We start from the raw sequence: 21,185 nt of genomic DNA on the forward strand, positions 1-21,185 counted from the left end.
AAACTAGTCGTTTTCTTTTTCTTCCACCAAAGGCAGCTCAGTATGATCGATGAAATTGGTCATGGTGACACCCAAGAGACGGATTCCTGTATTTATCGATTCGATTTCTTGAAAAATATGTCGGGCGGAACGATTGATCCGCTCAGCCTCTCGTGTTGGCTCCGTCAATGTCATCCGCTTGGTCAGGGTGGTGAAGTCTCCATAGCGCACTTTTAAGACCAAGGTTTTCCCTTGCTTGCCGTGTTTTTCCAGCGATTGGGCCACCTTACTGGACAGATTGGCAATTTCTTCTAAAATATCATCTTCAGCATAGAGTAGCTTGCGGTAGGTCCGCTCTTTTCCGATCGACTTGCGGATGCGATGGTTCTTGACAGGGCTATTGTGAATGCCTCGCGCCTTACGAAAGAGATCATAGCCAAAGCGTCCAAATCGATCAATCAAAGTCATCTCCGGGATGGCTAAAAGATCCGCGCCAGTATAGACCCCCATCTCATGCGGTAGCTCCACTGTCTTCTTTCCTACCCCGTGAAATTTGGCAATGTCCATCTGGCTCAGGAAATCCTCGGCATCCTCCGGCAAGACCACAGTTAGGCCACGGGGCTTTTGGTAGTCACTTGCCATCTTGGCCAAAAACTTATTATAAGAGACACCCGCTGAAGCTGTGAGATGCAGCTCTTCCCAGATCGCATGCTGAATCAAGCGGGCAATCTTGACAGCTGATTTGCTCTGGATTTTATTTTCCGTCACATCTAGATAGGCTTCGTCAATACTCATAGGCTCGATCAGATCTGTATAGCGCTTGAAAATCTCACGAACCTGCTCGCCCACTTCTCGGTATTTTTCATAATTTCCAGAGATAAAAATCGCTTGGGGACAAAGGTCCAGCGCTTCCTTGGAACTCATGGCCGAATGAATCCCATATTTCCGTGCTTCATAGTTACAGGTCGAGACCACACCTCTCCCTCCTGATTGACGAGGGTCCTGGCCAATTACGACAGGCTTCCCCTTTAAACTAGGGTTATCTCTTTCTTCGACCGCAGCAAAAAATGCATCCATATCAATATGAATAATCTTGCGACTCGTATCATTCACCAATGGAAATATCAGCATTTTTCACCCTCCTTTTTTCTATTATAAGAAGAAAATTTTAGAATTGCAAAAATCGGCCCTTCCTAAAAACATGAAAATTGATGGAAATTCATGTTCATTTTCAAAAATGTAGTACAGTATCGCAGAAGAATTGAAACTGTATTATAAAAGAATCTGCTATTTTTCGCAATTTGTCTTTGTGTAACCGGTTTCTGTATGGTATACTACTATTGTAAGTGCAACAGATGTAGTTGCTAGAAAGACAATAGAGGAAAATAAAAATGGTTGTTAAAACAGTCGTTGAAGCACAAGATATTTTTGACAAAGCCTGGGAAGGCTTCAAAGGTGAAGATTGGAAAGAAAAAGCAAGCGTTTCTCGCTTCGTTCAAGCTAACTACACACCTTATGATGGCGATGAAAGCTTCCTAGCTGGTCCAACTGAACGTTCTCTTCACATCAAGAAGATTGTTGAAGAAACAAAAGCTCATTACGAAGAAACTCGTTTCCCATACGATAACCGTCCAACATCTATCGCTGATATCGCAGCTGGATATATCGACAAAGAAAACGAATTGATCTTCGGTATCCAAAATGATGAATTGTTCAAATTGAACTTCATGCCTCGTGGTGGTATCCGTATGGCGGAAACTACTTTGAAAGAAAATGGATACGAACCAGATCCAGCAGTTCATGAAATCTTCACAAAATACGTTACAACTGTAAACGATGGTATCTTCCGTGCTTATACTACAAACATCCGTCGTGCACGTCACGCTCACACTGTAACTGGTCTTCCAGATGCATACTCTCGTGGACGTATCATCGGGGTTTATGCACGTTTGGCTCTTTACGGTGCTGACTACTTGATGGCTGAAAAAGCAAACGACTGGAACTCTATTACTGAAATCGATGAAGAATCAATCCGTCTTCGTGAAGAAGTAAACCTTCAATACCAAGCACTTCAAGAAGTTGTTAAATTGGGTGACCTTTATGGTGTAGACGTACGTCGTCCTGCCTTCAATACAAAAGAAGCAATCCAATGGACAAACATCGCCTTCATGGCTGTCTGCCGTGTGATCAACGGTGCTGCTACTTCTCTTGGACGTGTGCCAATCGTTTTGGATATCTACGCTGAACGTGACTTGGCTCGTGGTACATTTACTGAATCAGAAATCCAAGAATTCGTTGACGATTTCGTTATGAAATTGCGTACTGTTAAATTTGCTCGTACAAAAGCTTACGACGAATTGTACTCAGGTGACCCAACCTTCATCACAACATCAATGGCTGGTATGGGTAACGACGGTCGTCACCGTGTTACTAAGATGGACTACCGTTTCTTGAACACTTTGGACAACATCGGTAACTCTCCAGAACCAAACTTGACAGTTCTTTGGACTGACAAATTGCCATACAACTTCCGTCGCTACTGTATGCACATGAGCCATAAACACTCTTCTATCCAATACGAAGGTGTAACAACAATGGCGAAAGACGGATACGGTGAAATGAGCTGTATCTCATGTTGTGTATCTCCACTTGACCCAGAAAACGAAGAACAACGCCACAACATCCAATACTTCGGTGCTCGTGTTAACGTTCTTAAAGCTCTTCTTACTGGTTTGAACGGTGGTTACGACGATGTTCATAAAGACTATAAAGTATTTGACATCGATCCAATCCGTGACGAAGTTCTTGAATTCGAATCTGTTAAAGCAAACTTCGAAAAATCTCTTGACTGGTTGACAGACACTTACGTAGATGCTTTGAACATCATCCACTACATGACTGATAAGTACAACTACGAAGCTGTTCAAATGGCCTTCTTGCCAACTCACCAACGCGCTAACATGGGATTCGGTATCTGTGGATTCGCTAACACTGTTGATACTTTGTCAGCAATCAAATACGCTACTGTTAAACCAATCCGTGACGAAGATGGCTACATCTACGATTACGAAACAATCGGTGAATACCCACGTTGGGGTGAAGATGACCCACGTTCTAACGAATTGGCAGAATGGTTGATCGAAGCTTACACTACTCGTCTTCGCAGCCACAAACTTTACAAGAACGCTGAAGCAACTGTTTCACTTCTTACCATCACTTCTAACGTTGCTTACTCTAAACAAACTGGTAACTCACCAGTCCACAAAGGGGTATACCTCAACGAAGATGGTTCTGTGAACTTGTCTAAATTGGAATTCTTCTCACCAGGTGCTAACCCATCTAACAAAGCTAAAGGTGGATGGTTGCAAAACTTGAACTCACTTGCTAGCCTTGACTTTGGTTACGCAGCTGATGGTATCTCACTCACTACTCAAGTATCACCACGTGCTCTTGGTAAAACTCGTGACGAACAAGTTGATAACTTGGTAACTATCCTTGATGGATACTTCGAAAACGGTGGACAACACTGTAACTTGAACGTTATGGACTTGAACGATGTTTACGAAAAGATCATGAGCGGTGAAGACGTTATCGTTCGTATCTCTGGATACTGTGTAAACACTAAATACCTCACTCCAGAACAAAAAACTGAATTGACACAACGTGTCTTCCACGAAGTTCTTTCAATGGATGATGCCTTGAACTAAGATTCAAATAGGTCTTAAAAACCAGTCGGAAACGGCTGGTTTTTTCATTCCCATCGCAAGAGTATTCTGAATTTTGAAAGAGTTTAAGAGCTTACTACACAGGGTTTGACAGCGCTTTCTCCAAGTGTTATAGTAGAGCTGTAAATAATATAGAAGGGGTGATCCTATGTTTTTAACATTTATTTTCGCTATTATTTGGCTCTTTATCCTGATTGCACTGATCTTTTTAGCAACCCTTCTCGTCCAGGATAGCACCGTGCAACATCACCACCCGAGTTAACGAATGATAAGCCTAAACAATAGCTATTCTAAACGAATTCAGAAAGGATAAGAAACAAACTAGAATTGTCAGATTTTAGTTCTGTCTCTCGTCCTTTTTTGCTATAATAGAAACAGATTATTTAGTAAGAAGGAAATTATGGAAGAGTCAAAACAGATCAACCAAGTGATCGACGTCCTGATGTTAGCTGGAACCCTCCTGATCGAGAGCGGTTCTGAGATTCACCGGGTCGAAGATACCATGATCCGGATCGCCCATTCACAAGGAATCGTCGATTGCAATGTTTTAGCGATGCCAGTCGCTATTTTCTTTTCAATCGAGAATGCCAATGTCACGCGCATGAAACGGATCTTGCGGACCAATTACAATATCGAAAAGGTCTGTGACGTCAATCAGATCTCCCGTCAACTCGTCTCTGGAGAGATAGATCTCGAGCAAGCCTACAAAGCCCTGAGCGAGTTGAAAATGAAGCGCGCTCCTTATACCAATCTCCAGTTGACCATTGCGGCAACCCTCAGTGCGCCTTTCTTCTCCATCATGTTTGGAGGAAATTTCTATGATGCGATTGGAGCAGGTATTGCGACTGTCTTTGCCTTTGCTTTTTCTCTTGTCGTTGAGAAATACGTTCGCATTCCTTTTGTCACTGCCTTTGCGGCCGCCTTTGTCTTTGGTTTTTTGGCCCATATCTGGACGCGCTATAGTGGTTTTCCTTCCAATACCGATCTCATTATCGCAGGCTGTGTCATGCCCTTCGTTCCTGGAATCGCCATGACCAATGCCGTCCGCGATCTGATGAATTACCACCTCAACTCTGGGATGAGCAAACTCTTTGAAACTCTCCTCATTACTCTTGCACTTGGTGCCGGTACAACGGTCGCCCTCGTCCTTATGAAATAAAATCATGAACCTAACTGAATTTTTAATCCAAGCGGTGGCCAGTTTGATTGCCATCATCACCTTTTTAATTGTCCTAAATGTGCAGCGCTCCATGTTGATTCCTGGAGGAATCCTAGGCATGGGCATCTGGCTACTTTACTATATCCTGAAAGGGCCTACCAATGTCATCGTTGCGACCTTTATCGCAGCCATTGTCGGCTCCTGTATCAGTCAGATTTTAAGTATCATTCTCAAGACGCCTGTCGTGGTCTTTATGTTGTCCATTCTCGCCCCCTTGGTTCCAGGATATATTTCCTATCGAACCACTTCCTTCTTTGTCAGTGGGCAATATCGCCAAGCAGTAACCAGCGTGACCCTGGTGGTTATTCTTGCCTTGGTGATCTCCATCGGGATGGCTAGCGGATCTGTTGTCTTGAAACTCTACCATTCTTACCAACGCCATCAAAAAAGAAAAATGACCAATGCCAACTAGCATTGGTTTTTCAAATTTTATAAGTGTCCTTGCTTGCATTTTCCACATAAAAGAATACAATAAAAGTGAAAAAACAAATCCTTTAAAGTATGCGAGGTGATGTATGATGCTAAACAAGTATATCAAGTATCTTCCTTGGATGATCCTAGGAGCCCTCCCCTCCTATCAATCAGCAACTATCTATGCCCGTAATTCATTTGACTTGTTCTATCTGACCTTGAACTTTCTGATTGTGTACATCGCTTTAATCGTCTTCTACGAAAATGTTCTAAGAGACAAATGCAAAGAACTCTTCATACGAATCATGAGCAATCCTAAAAAAGATAAGCAAGGATAAGATTTGAAAAGTCATCTGAGGATGGCTTTTTCTTATAGATTCTCTATTTTTCTTTGAAACATTGCAAAATCGGTCCCGAGAATGATTTCCTTGCTGATCTAGCTTTTTCAAGGGAGTTTTACCCTTAAATATGGTAAAATAGTAACGAAATATACTAGTAGATATCAAATAAAAAAGAGGTTAAGAATGACAATTGGGATTGATAAGATTGGTTTTGCGACGAGTCCTTATGTCTTGCGTTTAGAAGATTTGGCTGCTGCTCGTGATACTGATCCCGAAAAACTGAGCAAGGGTCTTCTCTTAAAAGAACAAAGTGTTGCACCGATCACAGAAGACATCGTCACATTGGCTGCTACTGCAGCAGATGATATTTTAACAGACGAAGATAAAGAAGCGATCGACATGGTGATTCTTGCGACAGAATCTGGAATTGACCAGAGTAAGGCTGCTGCTGTGTTTGTCCATGGCTTACTAGATATCCAGCCTTTCGCCCGCTCTTTTGAGATGAAAGAAGCCTGCTATGCTGCGACTGCTGCCTTGGATTATGCTAAACTCCATGTTGAAAAATTTCCACAGAGTAAGGTTTTGGTCATTGCGAGTGACATTGCTAAATACGGAATTGGAACTCCTGGAGAACCAACACAGGGGGCTGGAGCGGTTGCTATGCTGATCAGCCAAAATCCTCGTATTCTATCTTTTAACGATGATAATGTTGCCCAAACACGCGATGTCATGGATTTTTGGCGTCCAAATTATGCGACAACTCCCTTCGTGAATGGGATTTATTCAACGCAACAATATCTAGATTCTCTGAAAACAACCTGGGCGGAATACCAGAAACGGACTGGCCTTACCTTGACAGACTTTGCGTCCGTCTGCTTCCATTTACCTTATCCAAAATTAGCTCTCAAGGGCTTGAAAAAAATCTTGGATAAGTCATTATCAGAAGAGAAAAAAGATCAATTACAATACAACTTTGATCAATCGATTCTATACAGCCAACGCGTGGGAAATATCTACACTGGATCTCTTTTCCTAGGCTTGCTATCACTACTGGAAAATGACCCCCAACTCAAAGCTGGGGACCGAATCGCCCTCTTTAGCTATGGAAGTGGAGCGGTTTCTGAGATCTTTAGTGCTAACCTTGTTCCTGGTTTTGAGCAACTCTTAGATCACAAACGCATGGAAAAACTGGACCAACGTACGGTTCTTAGTGTTGCTGACTACGAACGACTCTTTTATGAGGAAGTAGATCTAGATCCTAGTGGCAATCAAGTGTTTGAGCCTGCTACGCATCAAACTTTTGCTTTGACAGAGATCAAGGAACACCAACGCACTTACCAGAAAGTAGAAAAATAATGGCACGATTACCAGGTTTTGCAAAACTTTCTCCCACAGAACGCATAGAGGCCTTACTGAAGGAAGGCCTCTTAACTTGGGATGAAGCACAGATCTTAAAAGAACAAAAGGGACTTCCCCTTTCTATTGCAGATCAATTGACAGAAAATGTCTTGTCGACTTTTGACTTGCCTTTTAGCCTCGCTCCTTATTTCCTGATCAATGGTCGTGACTATGTCCTTCCCATGGTCACAGAAGAGCCTTCCGTGGTTGCGGCTGCCAGCTTTGCAGCCAAGCTCATTCAACGTTCAGGCGGTTTCACCACCCAGGTGCACCAGCGGCAAATGATCGGTGAGATCGCTCTGACGGATGTTGAAGACATGGAAGTTGCTAGCAAGCGTATCCTAGAAGACAAGAAAACCCTTCTTCAGCTCGCTAATGAAGCCTATCCTTCGATCGTCAAGCGTGGAGGTGGAGCAAGGGATCTTTGGGTCGAAAACAAGGGGGACTTTCTTATTGTCTACTTGGCTGTCGATCCCAAAGAAGCCATGGGGGCCAATATGCTCAATACCATGTTAGAAGCTCTGACCGATCGTATCCAGGAACTCTCTGGTGGTCAGGCCTTGATGGCAATTTTATCCAACTTGGCTACTCGCTCTTTAGTGAGTGCACGGTGTGCCATCGATTTTAAAGCACTGAGTCGAAATCCTGAGGAAGCCATTGAGATTGCCCACCGGATGGAGCTAGCTAGCCAACTGGCTCAAGTGGATCCTTACCGTGCAGCTACTCATAACAAGGGAATTTTTAACGGGATTGATGCCCTGGTCCTTGCGACAGGTAATGACTGGCGGGCCATCGAAGCAGGAGCCCATGCCTATGCTGCACAAAGTGGTTCATACAAGGGCTTGAGTCACTGGACAAGTCAGCCGGAAGAGAAAAAACTCTATGGAGAGATCACCCTACCAATGCCGGTTGCGACAAAAGGAGGCTCGATTGGCCTCAACCCAATGGTTCAAGTCAGCCACCGTTTGCTAGGAGAGCCTTCTGCTATTGAATTAGCAGGTATCATCGCTTCGCTCGGTTTGGCGCAGAATTTCGCAGCACTCAAAGCCCTTGTCACCACAGGGATTCAAGCAGGGCATATGAAACTCCAAGCACGCTCCCTAGCCCTTCTAGCAGGGGCTAAGGAAGAGGAAGTTCCCCGATTGGTCAGCCAACTCCTTGAAAACAAACCCTTTAATTTAGAAAAAGCACAAACACTCTTACAAGAATTGAGAAAATAAAAGAACTAAGACAAGGTTTTCGTTTTCAGATTGAAGACAAAGTCATTTTTGAAACTTTCCTTAGGTGAGTACTGACGTCAGCGAACTTCGAAGAAGTTCCATGACTTAGTTTTGAACCTAAAGTTTCAAAACTCCCGAGTGCTAGAAACAATCCTATTTCTAGCACTTTTCTCACTGCGGAAAGTTTCAGTGTATGTTTGAATGAGCCTATTGGTATGTATCATTTTTAATTATTCTGCATCACTTAGCTTGTTTTATGTAAAAAACAGTTTGTTTACATTCTAAAAGAGGCTGGGACAAAAGTCCTAGCCTCTCAATTATTTTTGGATTGTCGAGCAAGACGCAGTGGTTGAGTGGGCTCTACTACGCTAATTTCATCAGCTTTTACAGCCCTACTCAACTGTGCGGAGGTGGGACGACGAAATCGAGTTCTAACGAATTACCGATTTCTGTCCCACTCTCTTTTGTGTTTGAAAAATTTTTCTTATTGTTTTAAAAATGGCAGCTCGGGATGTTTCTTAGTATAGAGCACCACTTCGATAAAGGTCCCTACTTGGACGGCAAAGAGTAGTCCGACGAGAAGATTAATCCGATGGTCTGTTTCATAAAACGGAGAGTTCCATAAGAAGTGATTGGCTACTGTCGAGAGAACACACCAAAGCCCAAAGAGTTTTTCCTTTTGCTGGGTTACTTGAGACAACAAGAGGAAGATACCAACGGATACAACAGCAGTATAGAGGGCATGTGAAGCTAATCCACCAGAGATCCGGTTAATGGCCTCAGTAACCGCGGCTAATTGGCTGGTTTTGGTTTGGCGAGCAACATACCCTAAATCCTCAATGATTTGAAAACCAAAGCCAGAGCCCAAGCCTGCAATTAGAATCGCTTTTAGATCTTTCTTGCCAACCATCAAGACAACCCAAAAGGCAACCAGAGCCTTAAAGAATTCCTCTGAAAATGGGGCCGTCAAGGCATCGGTCCACTTGTTAAAGACAGTGGCATCCTTGATCACATGGCTATTCATAATATCAATCAAGCTATTGCCTGAAAAGCTCAACCAGCCTGCTACGAAGGCTCCTCCAAACATGGCAATCCATAAGACATAAGTTGGGACAGACAACTGCTTGCCCAATCGTTTTGAAAAGAGATAGAGCGGGATAATAATTGCAGCTAAGACAGACAAGTTTAAGACCAAATCTCTGCCTGCAGACTGGCTAAATTCTTGTTGAGAAAGATGACCGAGTTCAAACTCCAAGCCAATTCCTGCCAACAGTAGAAAAAGATAGATCGAGGCTCTTTGAATTTTAGTCATCTTGTTTTCCTCCCTTTTGTTTCTTTGAGCGAATCAGGTAGATCACAATCGCTAGAAGGGTTGCCCCGAATAAGCCTGCTGCTAGAATGTAATCATAGTCAAATTCAACGAGATCAATCTTTTCTTCATAAGCAGCATCTTCTTCGTCATCTAAATTCTGCAGAGCACTTTTTCCGTGTTCATCTGCTACCTTTTGTTCTGCTTCTTTTCTGATTTCTTGCAAGCGTTCGAAGGTTTTCTCAGCTCTTGCCAAGCTTTCCTCTGTTGCCTTCTCACTCGCTTCTTCAGGCTGAGAAGCAAGGGCAATTTGCTCCTTATCACTCAGATCTTGTTCGACCATCCACTGAGACTCCAATCGTTCCATTTCAGTACGAATCGCCCCATCTTCGAATAAATCTGGATACTTGGCCACAAGGTCATTGATTCTTGAAATGGTCCAATACCAAGAGCGATCATTGTAATGATCCCCTAATTCTTGGTAGGCTTGATAGGTGTTGAGAATATTGCCATAGTAGGGTAGATATGGAGCATTTCGTGGACTACCCATCGACAGCCACATGGTGCCCCCACCCGCACTCGCTGGGACATCGTCTTTCAGTTGGAAAATATGGGCCTCCATGACATTTGGATTGGAAATAGGGTATTTATAAACCGCATCAAACTCCCCTTTTTTCGGAATACCTTTTCCATCCAGCTCCATTTGATCCTGTGGTTTATATTTGGTTCCTTCCAAACGATTGCGTTGGAGATTCATAGCATCGCGGAGAGTTAATTTCCGATCGGTTGTATGAAGAAGGTCAAAGGACGCATCGTCATATTTAACAGGAGAGCTTGGGTCTAGCGATTTGATTCCCGACCAAACCCGAGAGCGATCTGCTTCTTGCAAAGGCGGATTATAGGATTGAGAAACGTGGAATTTTCCGTCCACTTCCTTATAGCTATTGGCTTCTTTGGCGACTTTTTCAAGATCTTTTGAAGCGATCGTGCGTTCGGTATCCGACAGATCTACATGCCCTAAGAAGAAGGTATTTGGAAAGACAGCAAACCGATCCTCTGGGAAGAGAATCGCTGCATATTGATGGCCAGATAGGATTTCCATATACCAGACGCCTTCTTTATCGGCAATGGTCACAATATTTCCTTCTGCAGCGCCTTTTTCTTCGACGATTTTAGCAATGAGTTCAACCCCTTCTCTTGCGGTTTTCACACTAGGGAGAACGATACTAGTCAAGCCCGATTCTGCGAGGCCATCCTTGACATAGGGATCCACTTTTTGGATCTTGTCATTTGCTGAAGCAGATACAGTGGCAGAAATGGAAACCCCATATTCATTGAATCCTGCTTCGTCAAAAATTCCCTGATCAGGGGTGACATCTGGAACCGCTGTATACTTATAGCTAATCTCAGGTAAGGGATATTGAAAACCGTTGGCAGCATCCTCAAAGATGGCTCCTTTTTTATTGTAGACACGCTCTCTGACCACAAAATTTTTATTATGGTTGGGCTCTAAATCTTCGGTACGACCTACCAAGGTCGAACCGTCGGCCGTCAGTTTCTTCCCGATGATGAACCCTGTACAAGCCTCAACAGGTTGAGCAATCAACAAAAGCGGAAGCAAGGCTGCTACAGCTGATCGAAAATAGTGCTTCTTCATCCTAAACTCCTTTTTAAAAATGTTTTTCCTTATTTAGTATACTCTTTTACAAGCCTATTTTGCAAGCGATTCCAGCAACCGTAAACGATTCGTAAACTATCAGAATTTTTGAGGAGAACACTTTTTCAAAAAAAAGAAAAAATTGGCTTATTTTGCCAATCCTAAACGAATAGGAACTAATTTTTAAGTAAAATAAGTTAAGTGATTCTTCAAAGAACTATAAAAGAGTTCTAATTTTCAAAATGAATCATAATATACGAAAACTTTCCGCCGTGAGAAAAGTGCCTGAAATGTTTTTGTTTCAGGCACTCGGGAGTTTTGAAACCTTAGGTTCAAAACTAAGTCATGGAACTTCGTAGAAGTTCGCTGACGTCCGTACTCACCTAAGGAAAGTTTCTAAAATGATTTTTCTTCATTTTTTCTGTTGCTGAGCTTGCCACAACTTTCCATAGAGGAGATAGTCGACTTCACGGAGCTCTTTCAGGTTCTGACAACCGAGCGCACATAGAAGCAATCTGAGGTCTTCTTTCCAGCCTTGGACAAGGACGATCACTTCTTCAATGCTCTTAGTCTCTACCATCTCAAGAAAAACGCGGGATAGTCCTACGCCACGCGCTCCGAGGACCAAGGCCTTGACCATATCAAGAGGATGACGGATGCCACCACTTGCGAGGATCTCAACCTGATCCATCTGATCCTGTAACTGTAAGAGACATTGCGCAGTTGATTGTCCCCAATCATCCAGATAAGCGCGATTGCCACCACGACGATTCTCAATATAGGCAAAGCTAGTGCCACCACTACCAGAAATATCGACGGTTTTGATCCCAGCTTCTAGCGCTGCCTGAACTGTTTTGGGATCCATACCAAAGCCAACTTCTTTCAGGACTACAGGCACTGGAAAGCCCTGCCCATAGATCTTGAGATGGTCTTTCCAAGTGTGGAAAATCCGCTCCCCTTCGGGCATGAGCAACTCTTGCATCAGATTCACATGGACTTGAAGAAAGAGGGGTTGTAGCTCTTCCACTGTTCGCAAGCCCAAATCTGGCTCTTTATCGATGCCAATATTGGTCGCTAAAAGAAGATGAGGATGGTCCTTTTTGACCGTATACGATTGATCGCTCGGATCCTTCAGCCCTGCACTGTAAGAGCCAGTCACAAAGAGAATCCCACAGGCTTCGGCTACTGCTGCCAACTTTTGATTGATCTCTTTGGCCCGTTTACTCCCGCCTGTCATGGCATTGATATAAAAAGGGACCTCCCAATCACGCCCTGCGAAATGGGTTGTTAGATCAATCTCTGCTAGATCCACAAGGGGGAGGGATCGGTGAATCAGCTCGATCTCATCAAAGCTATTATAGGAGGAGCTTTGCTCCAAGGCATAGCGAATATGCTGGTCTTTTCGATTTTCGCTCACGAATCTCCCATCCTTTCTTGGTAAATGACTTCAATATTCTTTTCCTTCCAGCGGTCTATCAAGGTCTGAGTCTCAACTGGGTCAAAACTAAGGGCGATTCCACAGTCGCCTCCTCCAGCACCACTGGATTTGGCACAGGCAGAAAGCCCCTCTGTCGCTTCTTGCAGCTCTTTTAGAGCTGGGGTATAGATCAAAGGGTTCAAAGACTTTAGGTTCTTATCGGCACGTTTGATACTGGTCTCAATTTCCTTTTGGTTCCCTTCACGGAGGCCTTTTTCAAGATTCTTCACTGCACTCTGGCTCTCCTGAAGAAAATCTTCCTTGATCGCTCCCTTGACCTGGCGGATCAAATCACTTGAAATCGCTGGTTCCTTGGTCCAACCAACCAGAAAATCATAAGAGATGGCTGGCTGGATCGAGCAGATCTGGTAGTCCCAATCCAGGTCTAAAACTTGTGAAAGAGGCTGAGAAGTCAAGACTTCATGCAACCAAGCCCGATCAAAGGATTGGTAATAAATCAAGCCCTCGTAAGCAATGCAAGCCAAATCGCCCATGGAACCATTGTCCCCTCTTTGCACCAAGACCACTGCTGCTAGTCGAAAGAGCAGATCTGGATTTAAGTCTAACTCATACAGAGCAGCCATGGCCTTGATCACGAGCAAGACCACACTTCCGCTGGAACCAATCCCATACTTTTTCCCCTCTTCGCCCAGTGTTCCTCTAAGGTGAAGGTCAAACGGTTTAGGGGCTATTCCCTGATCTTTCAGCCACTCTTCCATGAGCTGAATGGTCTCTTGAATCAAGGCGTAGTCCTTATTTGGGGTCAAATCCACCTGGTAACCAAAGAGATCTGAGGCTAGCTGATAGCTTCTAGATTCTTGGATAGTAGCTGACAGATAAATAGGGATAAACTGAATCACGGCTCCATAGCCAGGCGTTAGCACCGCGTATTCTCCAGCTAGATAGAGCTTGCCTCCAGTCTGTACCTGATACTTAGTCTTCATCTTGAGGGTCCTTTGTCTTAGATACGATGGTCCGATAGCGGGCATCAAATAAAGGCACCAGCTGATCCAAGTCTTCTTCTAAACAGAGAACCTTAACATTCGGCCCTGCATCCATGGTAAAGTAACAAGCATGGCCTGTAGCGCGAAGCTCACGGACAAAGTCCATAGCTTTGTGGCTTTCTTCTGTCAAGTAGCTAAAGGCTGGAGTGGCTGTTCTAGTCGTCGCATGCATAGCAAGGGCATTGCGCTCTGTCAACTGACCGACCTGTTCAAAATCATTGCCAGCTAGATAGTCCAGCATGTCCTTATAATCTTGTCGAGACTCTTCGATCCATTCTTTGAAATTAGTCGAAGTCTCCATGCAGCGTTTCATCCCTTCCCGGCTGGAAACGGGCTTTTGCTTGTCATTGAGAACCAGCATGATCATAGCCAGTTTCAGGTCTGTTTTAACCTTATAAATTTCTCCACTTTCTTTGTCCCAGGCTGCTAAGGGACCAAAGAAAGACCGTGAAGAGGAACCCGAAGCAAACTTGGCTTTTTGAGCTAATTCCTCCTGGCTCAAGCCCAAATCATAATACCGATTGCAAGCCTTGACGAGAGCAGAGAGGCCGCTCGAGCTAGAGGACAAGCCTGCTGCGGTTGGCATGTTGTTGCTGGTATCCACCCGAACAAATCCTGCTTCATCTGATGGCTTCAAGCCATCAATCACAGCTCCAATTTTAGCTTGCTCAGCTGGATTTTGGAATTCCCCATCGATGTAAAACTCATGCGCAGTCGCATCTGCTGGCAAGGGTGATAGCCTTGTCTCTGTATACATATTCTCTAAGGTTAACGAAATCGAACTGGTCGAAGGGACCATTTGTTTGGCATCTTCTTTTCCCCAGTATTTGATAATCGCGATATTGGCATAGGACTTAGCCTTTACAGGTTTTCGATCCATGTATGGTGCGCTCCTTCTTTTTCTAATGCATGGGCAATGGTTGCTGCTTCACGAGAATCCTTGACGAGGGCAATCACACAGCCACCAAGACCGCCTCCGCTCATTTTAGCGCCTAAGGCCCCATTCTCAAGGGCAACGGCAACCAGGTGGTCTGCTTCAACACAGCTGACACCGACGGCTCTCAAGTGCTCATGGCAAGTAGTCAGAGCCTGTCCTAGGCTCGTTAGATCATTCATTTTCAGAGCCTCTTCCACCTGCTGGGTCAACTGACCAATCTCATGGAAATGGGGCAAAACTTCCTGCCCCTTGGCTTCAACCTTTTGAATCGCCTCACGTGTATTGCCGTGAATCCCCGTATCCGCAATCACCAAGCTCGCTTTTATCCCCAGCTCCAGCGGGTAAAAGCCGACATTCCGGATGAATTTAATGGCTTGATCACTCAAACAAGTCTTGGCATCGAGCCCGCTTGGATTCATATGGGCAATGGTTTCTGCTCGATTGACCAGGATTTCTAAGGTCTCATCATCCAGCTCTTTCTGATAATAGTCAAAAACGGCACGAATAGCGGCGATACTCACCGCCGCAGACGATCCCATCCCACGTTTTTCCGGTACCATGGACTGAATGCGACAGCGAATCCGGGCCTCGCGAATCCCGAGGTGCTCAAGAGACGCAAAAACCGCCATGGACAAGGTATCATCTTCAAACAAAATCCATGGACGATCTGCCGGGACGATCTGGCAGATCACTTCTATATGATGGAGTGGCAGCGCAATAGCCGGATAACCATAGACCACCGCATGCTCTCCAATTAAGATAATTTTACTATGCGCCCTTCCGACGCCTATCTCTTTCTTCATATTCATCTCGCTCTATTAAGGTCATTACTATTTTAATATAAATCAGCCAAAAAAGCGATGCTTTTGAAGGAAATCCAACCTAAGACGGAGTTGAGTTCTATCTGACAGATAGCAAAAGGCCAGGATCCATCATCCTAGCCTTCCATTTCTATTTCTCAAATTCTTGTTTGATCAAGTCCATCAAATAGTTGCGGTCCAGGATCCATTGGGCCCGTTCGTCCTTCTCATAGATCCGGTTGGACAAAAAGATCACAGCTTCCTGCCTCTTTCGATTGTACATGATGAAGGTTCCTGTATAGCCCGTATGATCCAACCAGTCCCCCTCTAGATTCCATCCAAGAGCGCGGGTCTTGCCCTCTTCACGCGCAAAATTCTGAGACAAGTCACGCGCAAAATCATCCTTCAGATAATGCTCTAAGAAGCGCTCTAGATCAGCAACAGTTGAAAAAAGACCAGCACTTCCCGCATGACAGCCCAATACTCTCGCTTTGGGATCATGAACACTTCCAGAAGCAAGGCCACGGACCGTTGGCACCGCCTTTTCGACCGGTCCAAACCGTGTCTCCGTCATCTTCCAAGGTGTAAAGATCAGCTCTTCAAATAAACGATCCAAGGGCTGGTGAAACCTGTCTTCTAACCAAAAGCCCAGTAAAAGAAAATTGACGTCGGTGTAATGAAAACTCTTGTCTTCTTTTAACTGCAAATTTTCAAGGGCTGTTTTCAACTGTCTCGCATCCAATTGATCCCGGTTGGGGATAAAAGGATCAAGTCCTGACGTATGGGTCAAGAGTTCCCGGATGGTTGTCTTCTCATGAGCAAAACGCGGGTAAAGCTCTTTAAAGGGGCGATCAAGCTCAAGCTCCCCTTTCGCATACAAAAAGGCACAGATGGTAGCGACTCCGACGACCTTACTGACACTGGCCAAATCATAGACCAGGTCAGCCACTACTGGCTCTCCTTTTTCAGGGTCCGCAAGTCCTAGATAGTGCTCACTCCACTGACCATTGCGGTAAAGCGCAAGAGAGGCACCTGGATAGATGCCTTCTTGGATTTGTTCGGTAATTTTTTCGATGATTGCATTCACGCTCATCACTCCATTCTTATTCTTCATAAGAAATATGGACCTGATCTTGATTGGCTTCAAACCAGAGTTCGATCTGGCTTGGATCCTTGGCAATCAAGAAAGTTCCCTTACGGTGCACAAAATCAACAGCTTCTCCCAAGCTTTCTTTCAGAACTTCCACATCAAAAGGAGCCAATTCGACCTTAATCATACTCAAATCCCAAGTCACCTTGTTCTCCACCTGGAGATCTTCTCCTTGGGCTGCCTGCAAATGGATAAAGCGGGCAAGAGCGGGCAAGTTGCTATAGAACTTCTCAGACTCAGCAAGATCAGCCACGTTGACCCCAAGAAAGTCCACATCAAAGTTCGTCAAACCTTTGAAATCTTCGGGAGCTTCTACAAGAGGCGCTTTCTCCAACGGTTCTAGGTTTTCAAGATTTTCTTCCGCATGCACGAAAATGGTATCTCCTTGGGGAGACACAACTTCAAAGGCGCGACCATTAGCACCTTGGTAAAGGGCGCTTGTTTCTGGCTGGCGGGCCAACAAATAATCAATTTCTTGAGCTTGTGCCACTTTCACCACAATGCGACCCAATTTCTTTGGACCTTCGACCTTACGCGAACGCATACTCGGTGACTCTTCTAAGACAATTTTCTCTACTTTTGAGGCATCCCCTAAAGATAGGAGAGCTCCTTCTTCCACTAATACTTTCATTCCCAATGTCTCTTCATAAAAGCGTTGATTGACATTTCGGTTATTCACTTTCAAGACTGGGATCACTCTTACGATCTGATTTGCTGTCATACTTTCCTCCAAGCACTTTTTATTGTAAAAGATTTTCTGGCTTTTTACAAGAAATCTTGTGCAAAAAAGACAGATTTTTCAAAAATAAAAATCCGTCTTTCTTTTTTTAGTATACTGTTCGTGTATAGACCCGCCCGTTTGGAGCTTCAAATTCGTATTCTAAGTAATCCTGATAGGTCCCTGGTGCAATCACTCCACGCACATCTAATACAACCGTTCCCGCCTGTCCCACAATGGAATCTGCTAACAGGCAGCAATTCGTAGACAGAACAAAGTAAGATTTAAAACGCGAAGAAGTAAATTTATATAGCTCAGCCCCTAAATCATATTTCAATTTGTAAGCGTAGGTCGGCTGACCGTCTTCCAGTAACCTACTAGGTGGATCCCAAGGTTCTAACAACTGATCAATTTCAGCTAGACGCTTCTCTACTGCCTGATTCTCTTCTTCGGTAAGGGATAGGCTGTAGCCAAACAGCGTCTTTTGACTCTCTTTTTTACATAGTTCGATGTATGGTTCCTTATCCACTTTAAACAGTACGCCATCCCCAATCGTCCCAAATAGACGCTCTGAAAAGGGATCGTAACTTCCGTAAGAAATGACCTTCCCCTGATAACAAATATCTACATGCCCAATCGCTCCAAATAAGTTGCTGTCAGAAGTATGAACCAAAATTTCTAATTCCCTTGCCTCTTCTTCTTTTTTCACCAATCGATAAGGGCCTGTGTGTCCCGCCGAGCTCCCTTTTTGAAGAAACTGGTTAAACCGTTTTAACTCCTTAGCAGGGATAAAGGCTGCAAAGATAACCGGTAGGCTAATACGAAAGCGACGTTTTAACTCTTGGCCTTGTTGGTCTTTGTCAAATAAAATACCATCTCGAATATTAGAAATCCCCAACAAGACCAGATAAGCCCCCAAGAGGATAAATTGGAAGTGCCCATCTGAACCAGGTTCCAAGACAGTTGCTAGACCAATCCCACCGTTTAAAAGCGCATCCCATAAATAGAGCCAGCCTCCTTTTACCCGATTGGCCTTATAAAGCCAAAATGTGATCCCATAGACAATGGCACTCCCCAACTGATATGCCCCTAAACAAATCACAACTAAGTTTACGGGCAGACTACTCAGTCGATTCAACCAGATCAACGCAAGTGAAAGAAAAATAAACCAAATAGAGTGGCTATAGGAAATAGACTTGCTACGTAACAAAAAGCGAAGAAGAAAGCTTCCTAGTCCATCAACTAAAAAGTAAATGGCTAATAGATCCAAGGAAAATTTTGTGAAACCAACACCGTTTCGAAAAATGAGGATCCCAAAAATGACGGCAAGAACCCCAAACAATAAAGTCCGTCTTCTTGCAACTTCTTCAACAGATAATTTTCTCACCATGACACCCTCCTTCAGAGATCAAAGTTCTTTAGACAAATACTATTTTATCAAGTATAATATAAAAAGTAAAGAAACAGTGAAGCTGACAAAAGGAGCATCCTATGAAATACAATCAATATAGTTACTTGGCTCTCGACCAAGCAGATATTCTAAAAGAATTAAAAGAAATCGGTTTCGACCTTCCTCTTCATCTTACAGAAAAAGAACAGTTTGAATGCTTTGTTCGCAAAGTGTTCTTCACTTATAAAAACACAGACTATCCCCTCTCTAACCTTGTGGTGGATGCTGAAACAGATCTCCTAAGTTATTTCCAATCTGACCGCGAATGGTCTCCAAATATTTTCTACACAGTGGCCCTCCAGTTGCTTGGTTTCCGCTATTTTATTGACTTTGAAGATACAGATAGCTTCTTAAAAGAAGTCCAATTTCCGATTAAATACGGAAACTTGGTAGAAAATCTCTATCACCTCCTCAATACTCGAACAGTCAAAGGGAATTTACTAATTGAGCATTTGGTTAGTGATGGCTTAATCCCTGAAGACAATCGCTACCACTTTTTCAACGGAAAAAGTCTAGCCACCTTTAACTGCCATGATGTGATCCGTGAAGTGGTCTATGTAGAAAGTCGAATTGATAGCGATCAGGATGGTCTTCCAGATTTGGTCAAGGTCAATATTATTCGCCCTCGCTATGAAGGAAAAATTCCAGCCGTCATGACTGCTAGCCCTTATCACCAAGGAACCAATGACAAGGCTAGTGACAAGGCGCTCTATAATATGAATGTGAACCTCCAGGTCAAAGAACCTCATACCATTCAAGTAGAAGAACCTCAATTAGAATTGGTGGATCCTGTCGGTTCAGCCCAACTAGTCTCTGAGACCGAAGAAACCCTCACTCATATCAACAGCAGTTATACTCTCAATGACTACCTGCTCGCTCGTGGCTTTGCCAATCTCTACGTCTCCGGTCTTGGAACCAAGGATTCCCAAGGCTTGATGACCAACGGGGATTACCGTCAAATCGAGGCCTATAAAAATGTCATCGACTGGCTCAACGGACGCTGTCGTGCCTTCACAGATCATACACGCAAACGCCAAGTTAAGGCTGATTGGTCTAATGGCAAGGTTGCTACGACGGGCTTATCCTACCTAGGGACCATGTCTAACGGCCTTGCGACCACCGGTGTTGATGGCCTAGAAGTCATCATCGCAGAAGCTGGTATTTCCTCTTGGTACAACTACTATCGCGAAAACGGACTCGTGACGAGTCCTGGTGGCTATCCTGGAGAGGATTTTGATTCGCTTGCTGAGTTGACCTATTCCCGCGCCCTTCGGGCTGGAGACTATCTCCGCCACCACGCAGCCCATGTCGCTGATTTGGAAGAGGTTAAAAAGCAATTGGATCGCAAAACAGGAGACTACAATCAATTCTGGCACGATCGCAATTATCTCTTAAATGCAAATCGGGTCAAGGCAGAGGTTGTCTTTACCCATGGCTCCCAAGACTGGAACGTCAAACCGCTTCACGTCTTTAACATGTTCCAAGCCCTTCCAGCAAGCATCAAGAAACACCTCTTCTACCACAATGGTGCCCATGTTTACCTCAACAACTGGCAATCCATTGACTTCCGTGAGAGCATGAATGCCCTTCTCTCTAAAAAATTGCTAGGCTACGATTCAAGCTATGAATTGCCTACTGTTATCTGGCAGGACAATACAGGAGAACAAAGTTGGACTTCCTTGGATGATTTTGGCAATCAAACAAGTCAGCGGACCTTCCTACTCGGAGATGGTGAAAAAGTCATCCAAAACCGCTACGAGACAAAAGATTACGAGCGCTATGGCAAGGCTTATCCGACCTTCTTAAGCGATCTTTACCAAGACAAGGCCCAACAGGTGACGATCGATCTTCCAATCGAAGAAGACCTGCACCTCAACGGGAAAGCTCGCCTTCACCTGCGACTTCACTCCAGCACCAATAAAGGCCTTCTCTCAGCCCAACTCTTAGAGCTTGGAAGCAAGAAATACCTCCAACCCTATCCTGCAGTCTTATCGGTCCGTACGCTGGATAACGGTCGCTACCATATGCTAGACAACTTGACCGAGTTGCCATTCAAGGAAGCGGGCCAACGAGTCATTTCTAAAGGTTATCTCAACCTCCAAAACCGGCATGACCTCTTAGAAGTTGAGGCCGTAACGCCAGGCGAGTGGATGGAATTTGACTTTGAACTCCAACCAACCATCTACAAGCTCGAAAAAGGCGCAACCCTTCGCTTGGTCCTCTACACGACGGACTTTGAAATCACTGTGCGTGATCAAACCGATTACCAACTCACCATTGACTTAGCACAATCAAGCCTCCATCTTCCTGAAATGACAGAGGCCCACTAATCGTGGTATCAAGGCTTAGCCTTTCTTTGCTTCATTTGACAGCTTAGCCTACTTATGTTA

Annotated in this window: 17 protein-coding genes; 7 read left to right on the forward strand and 10 right to left on the reverse strand. The window is 44.3% G+C overall.

Annotation, left to right across the window (positions count from 1 at the left end; translation table 11 throughout):
* Window positions 1-3: 3 nt before the first annotated feature.
* A complete protein-coding gene (dinB, locus tag AB4X21_RS08855; RefSeq protein ID WP_369087862.1) occupies window positions 4-1,110 on the reverse strand; it encodes a DNA polymerase IV in 1,107 nt (368 codons plus the stop codon).
* Between the two features lie 260 nt (window positions 1,111-1,370).
* Between dinB and pflB the strand changes: the two genes are divergently transcribed.
* The 6 genes from pflB (at window position 1,371) to AB4X21_RS08885 (ending at window position 8,293) form a co-directional block, all read left to right on the forward strand.
* Window positions 1,371-3,686, forward strand: coding sequence for a formate C-acetyltransferase (pflB, locus tag AB4X21_RS08860; protein ID WP_155128162.1), 2,316 nt, complete (start codon window positions 1,371-1,373; stop codon window positions 3,684-3,686).
* Between the two features lie 418 nt (window positions 3,687-4,104).
* Window positions 4,105-4,863, forward strand: a complete 759-nt coding sequence (locus AB4X21_RS08865; protein ID WP_155128164.1) for a threonine/serine exporter family protein — start codon at window positions 4,105-4,107, stop codon at window positions 4,861-4,863.
* A 4-nt stretch (window positions 4,864-4,867) separates the two neighbouring features.
* Window positions 4,868-5,335, forward strand: coding sequence for a threonine/serine exporter family protein (locus AB4X21_RS08870; protein ID WP_003005049.1), 468 nt, complete (start codon window positions 4,868-4,870; stop codon window positions 5,333-5,335).
* Between the two features lie 106 nt (window positions 5,336-5,441).
* A complete protein-coding gene (locus AB4X21_RS08875) occupies window positions 5,442-5,672 on the forward strand; it encodes a hypothetical protein (RefSeq protein WP_118227821.1) in 231 nt (76 codons plus the stop codon).
* A 186-nt stretch (window positions 5,673-5,858) separates the two neighbouring features.
* The gene (locus AB4X21_RS08880; protein WP_320911154.1) at window positions 5,859-7,031 is read left to right on the forward strand and encodes a hydroxymethylglutaryl-CoA synthase; all 1,173 of its coding nucleotides are present in this window, start codon (window positions 5,859-5,861) and stop codon (window positions 7,029-7,031) included.
* Window positions 7,031-8,293, forward strand: coding sequence for a hydroxymethylglutaryl-CoA reductase, degradative (locus tag AB4X21_RS08885; protein WP_049471908.1), 1,263 nt, complete (start codon window positions 7,031-7,033; stop codon window positions 8,291-8,293). Before AB4X21_RS08880 ends, AB4X21_RS08885 begins: the two co-directional genes overlap by 1 nt.
* Window positions 8,294-8,777: 484 nt before the next feature.
* Here the strand turns inward: AB4X21_RS08885 and AB4X21_RS08890 are convergent, their stop codons facing one another.
* From AB4X21_RS08890 to AB4X21_RS08930, 9 genes are all read right to left on the reverse strand, one after another.
* Complete coding sequence (locus AB4X21_RS08890) at window positions 8,778-9,605, reverse strand: PrsW family glutamic-type intramembrane protease (RefSeq protein WP_227038635.1); 828 nt, start codon at window positions 9,603-9,605, stop codon at window positions 8,778-8,780.
* Entirely contained in the window at window positions 9,598-11,259 is a 1,662-nt protein-coding gene (locus AB4X21_RS08895) for a C69 family dipeptidase (protein ID WP_369087863.1), read from the reverse strand. The genes AB4X21_RS08890 and AB4X21_RS08895 overlap by 8 nt, the downstream gene beginning before the upstream one ends.
* Before the next feature lie 412 nt (window positions 11,260-11,671).
* On the reverse strand, window positions 11,672-12,676 hold the full coding sequence (fni, locus tag AB4X21_RS08900) for a type 2 isopentenyl-diphosphate Delta-isomerase (protein ID WP_369087864.1): 1,005 nt from the start codon (window positions 12,674-12,676) through the stop codon (window positions 11,672-11,674).
* Window positions 12,673-13,680, reverse strand: a complete 1,008-nt coding sequence (locus tag AB4X21_RS08905) for a phosphomevalonate kinase (RefSeq protein WP_369087865.1) — start codon at window positions 13,678-13,680, stop codon at window positions 12,673-12,675. Before AB4X21_RS08905 ends, fni begins: the two co-directional genes overlap by 4 nt.
* The gene (gene mvaD / locus AB4X21_RS08910; RefSeq protein ID WP_369087866.1) at window positions 13,670-14,620 is read right to left on the reverse strand and encodes a diphosphomevalonate decarboxylase; all 951 of its coding nucleotides are present in this window, start codon (window positions 14,618-14,620) and stop codon (window positions 13,670-13,672) included. Before mvaD ends, AB4X21_RS08905 begins: the two co-directional genes overlap by 11 nt.
* Window positions 14,602-15,480, reverse strand: coding sequence for a mevalonate kinase (gene mvk / locus AB4X21_RS08915; protein WP_173018945.1), 879 nt, complete (start codon window positions 15,478-15,480; stop codon window positions 14,602-14,604). Before mvk ends, mvaD begins: the two co-directional genes overlap by 19 nt.
* A gap of 148 nt (window positions 15,481-15,628) precedes the next feature.
* Window positions 15,629-16,570: a serine hydrolase domain-containing protein gene (locus tag AB4X21_RS08920; RefSeq protein WP_369088379.1), complete on the reverse strand. Its 942-nt coding sequence runs from the start codon at window positions 16,568-16,570 to the stop codon at window positions 15,629-15,631.
* 10 nt (window positions 16,571-16,580) lie between these two features.
* Window positions 16,581-17,348, reverse strand: a complete 768-nt coding sequence (locus AB4X21_RS08925) for a CppA N-terminal domain-containing protein (protein ID WP_301362625.1) — start codon at window positions 17,346-17,348, stop codon at window positions 16,581-16,583.
* Window positions 17,349-17,454: 106 nt separating this feature from the next.
* A complete protein-coding gene (locus AB4X21_RS08930; RefSeq protein WP_369087867.1) occupies window positions 17,455-18,735 on the reverse strand; it encodes a DUF308 domain-containing protein in 1,281 nt (426 codons plus the stop codon).
* A 101-nt stretch (window positions 18,736-18,836) separates the two neighbouring features.
* Between AB4X21_RS08930 and AB4X21_RS08935 the strand changes: the two genes are divergently transcribed.
* Window positions 18,837-21,125 carry a Xaa-Pro dipeptidyl-peptidase gene (locus AB4X21_RS08935; protein ID WP_369087868.1) on the forward strand — a complete coding sequence of 763 codons (2,289 nt, stop codon included), beginning with the start codon at window positions 18,837-18,839 and terminating at the stop codon, window positions 21,123-21,125.
* The last annotated feature ends 60 nt before the right edge of the window (window positions 21,126-21,185 follow it).

The organism is Streptococcus sp. CP1998 (assembly GCF_041026655.1).
Lineage (GTDB): Bacteria > Bacillota > Bacilli > Lactobacillales > Streptococcaceae > Streptococcus > Streptococcus dentalis.

Excerpts from the sequence above, each read along its gene's own strand:
- dinB (WP_369087862.1), bottom strand. The coding sequence starts at position 1,110 with ATGCTGATATTTCCATTGGTGAATGATACGAGTCGCAAGATTATTCAT.
- pflB (WP_155128162.1), top strand. The coding sequence starts at position 1,371 with ATGGTTGTTAAAACAGTCGTTGAAGCACAAGATATTTTTGACAAAGCC.
- AB4X21_RS08865 (WP_155128164.1), top strand. The coding sequence starts at position 4,105 with ATGGAAGAGTCAAAACAGATCAACCAAGTGATCGACGTCCTGATGTTA.
- AB4X21_RS08870 (WP_003005049.1), top strand. The coding sequence starts at position 4,868 with ATGAACCTAACTGAATTTTTAATCCAAGCGGTGGCCAGTTTGATTGCC.
- AB4X21_RS08875 (WP_118227821.1), top strand. The coding sequence starts at position 5,442 with ATGCTAAACAAGTATATCAAGTATCTTCCTTGGATGATCCTAGGAGCC.
- AB4X21_RS08880 (WP_320911154.1), top strand. The coding sequence starts at position 5,859 with ATGACAATTGGGATTGATAAGATTGGTTTTGCGACGAGTCCTTATGTC.
- AB4X21_RS08885 (WP_049471908.1), top strand. The coding sequence starts at position 7,031 with ATGGCACGATTACCAGGTTTTGCAAAACTTTCTCCCACAGAACGCATA.
- AB4X21_RS08890 (WP_227038635.1), bottom strand. The coding sequence starts at position 9,605 with ATGACTAAAATTCAAAGAGCCTCGATCTATCTTTTTCTACTGTTGGCA.
- AB4X21_RS08895 (WP_369087863.1), bottom strand. The coding sequence starts at position 11,259 with ATGAAGAAGCACTATTTTCGATCAGCTGTAGCAGCCTTGCTTCCGCTT.
- AB4X21_RS08905 (WP_369087865.1), bottom strand. The coding sequence starts at position 13,680 with ATGAAGACTAAGTATCAGGTACAGACTGGAGGCAAGCTCTATCTAGCT.
- mvaD (WP_369087866.1), bottom strand. The coding sequence starts at position 14,620 with ATGGATCGAAAACCTGTAAAGGCTAAGTCCTATGCCAATATCGCGATT.
- mvk (WP_173018945.1), bottom strand. The coding sequence starts at position 15,480 with ATGAAGAAAGAGATAGGCGTCGGAAGGGCGCATAGTAAAATTATCTTA.
- AB4X21_RS08920 (WP_369088379.1), bottom strand. The coding sequence starts at position 16,570 with ATGAGCGTGAATGCAATCATCGAAAAAATTACCGAACAAATCCAAGAA.
- AB4X21_RS08925 (WP_301362625.1), bottom strand. The coding sequence starts at position 17,348 with ATGACAGCAAATCAGATCGTAAGAGTGATCCCAGTCTTGAAAGTGAAT.
- AB4X21_RS08930 (WP_369087867.1), bottom strand. The coding sequence starts at position 18,735 with ATGGTGAGAAAATTATCTGTTGAAGAAGTTGCAAGAAGACGGACTTTA.
- AB4X21_RS08935 (WP_369087868.1), top strand. The coding sequence starts at position 18,837 with ATGAAATACAATCAATATAGTTACTTGGCTCTCGACCAAGCAGATATT.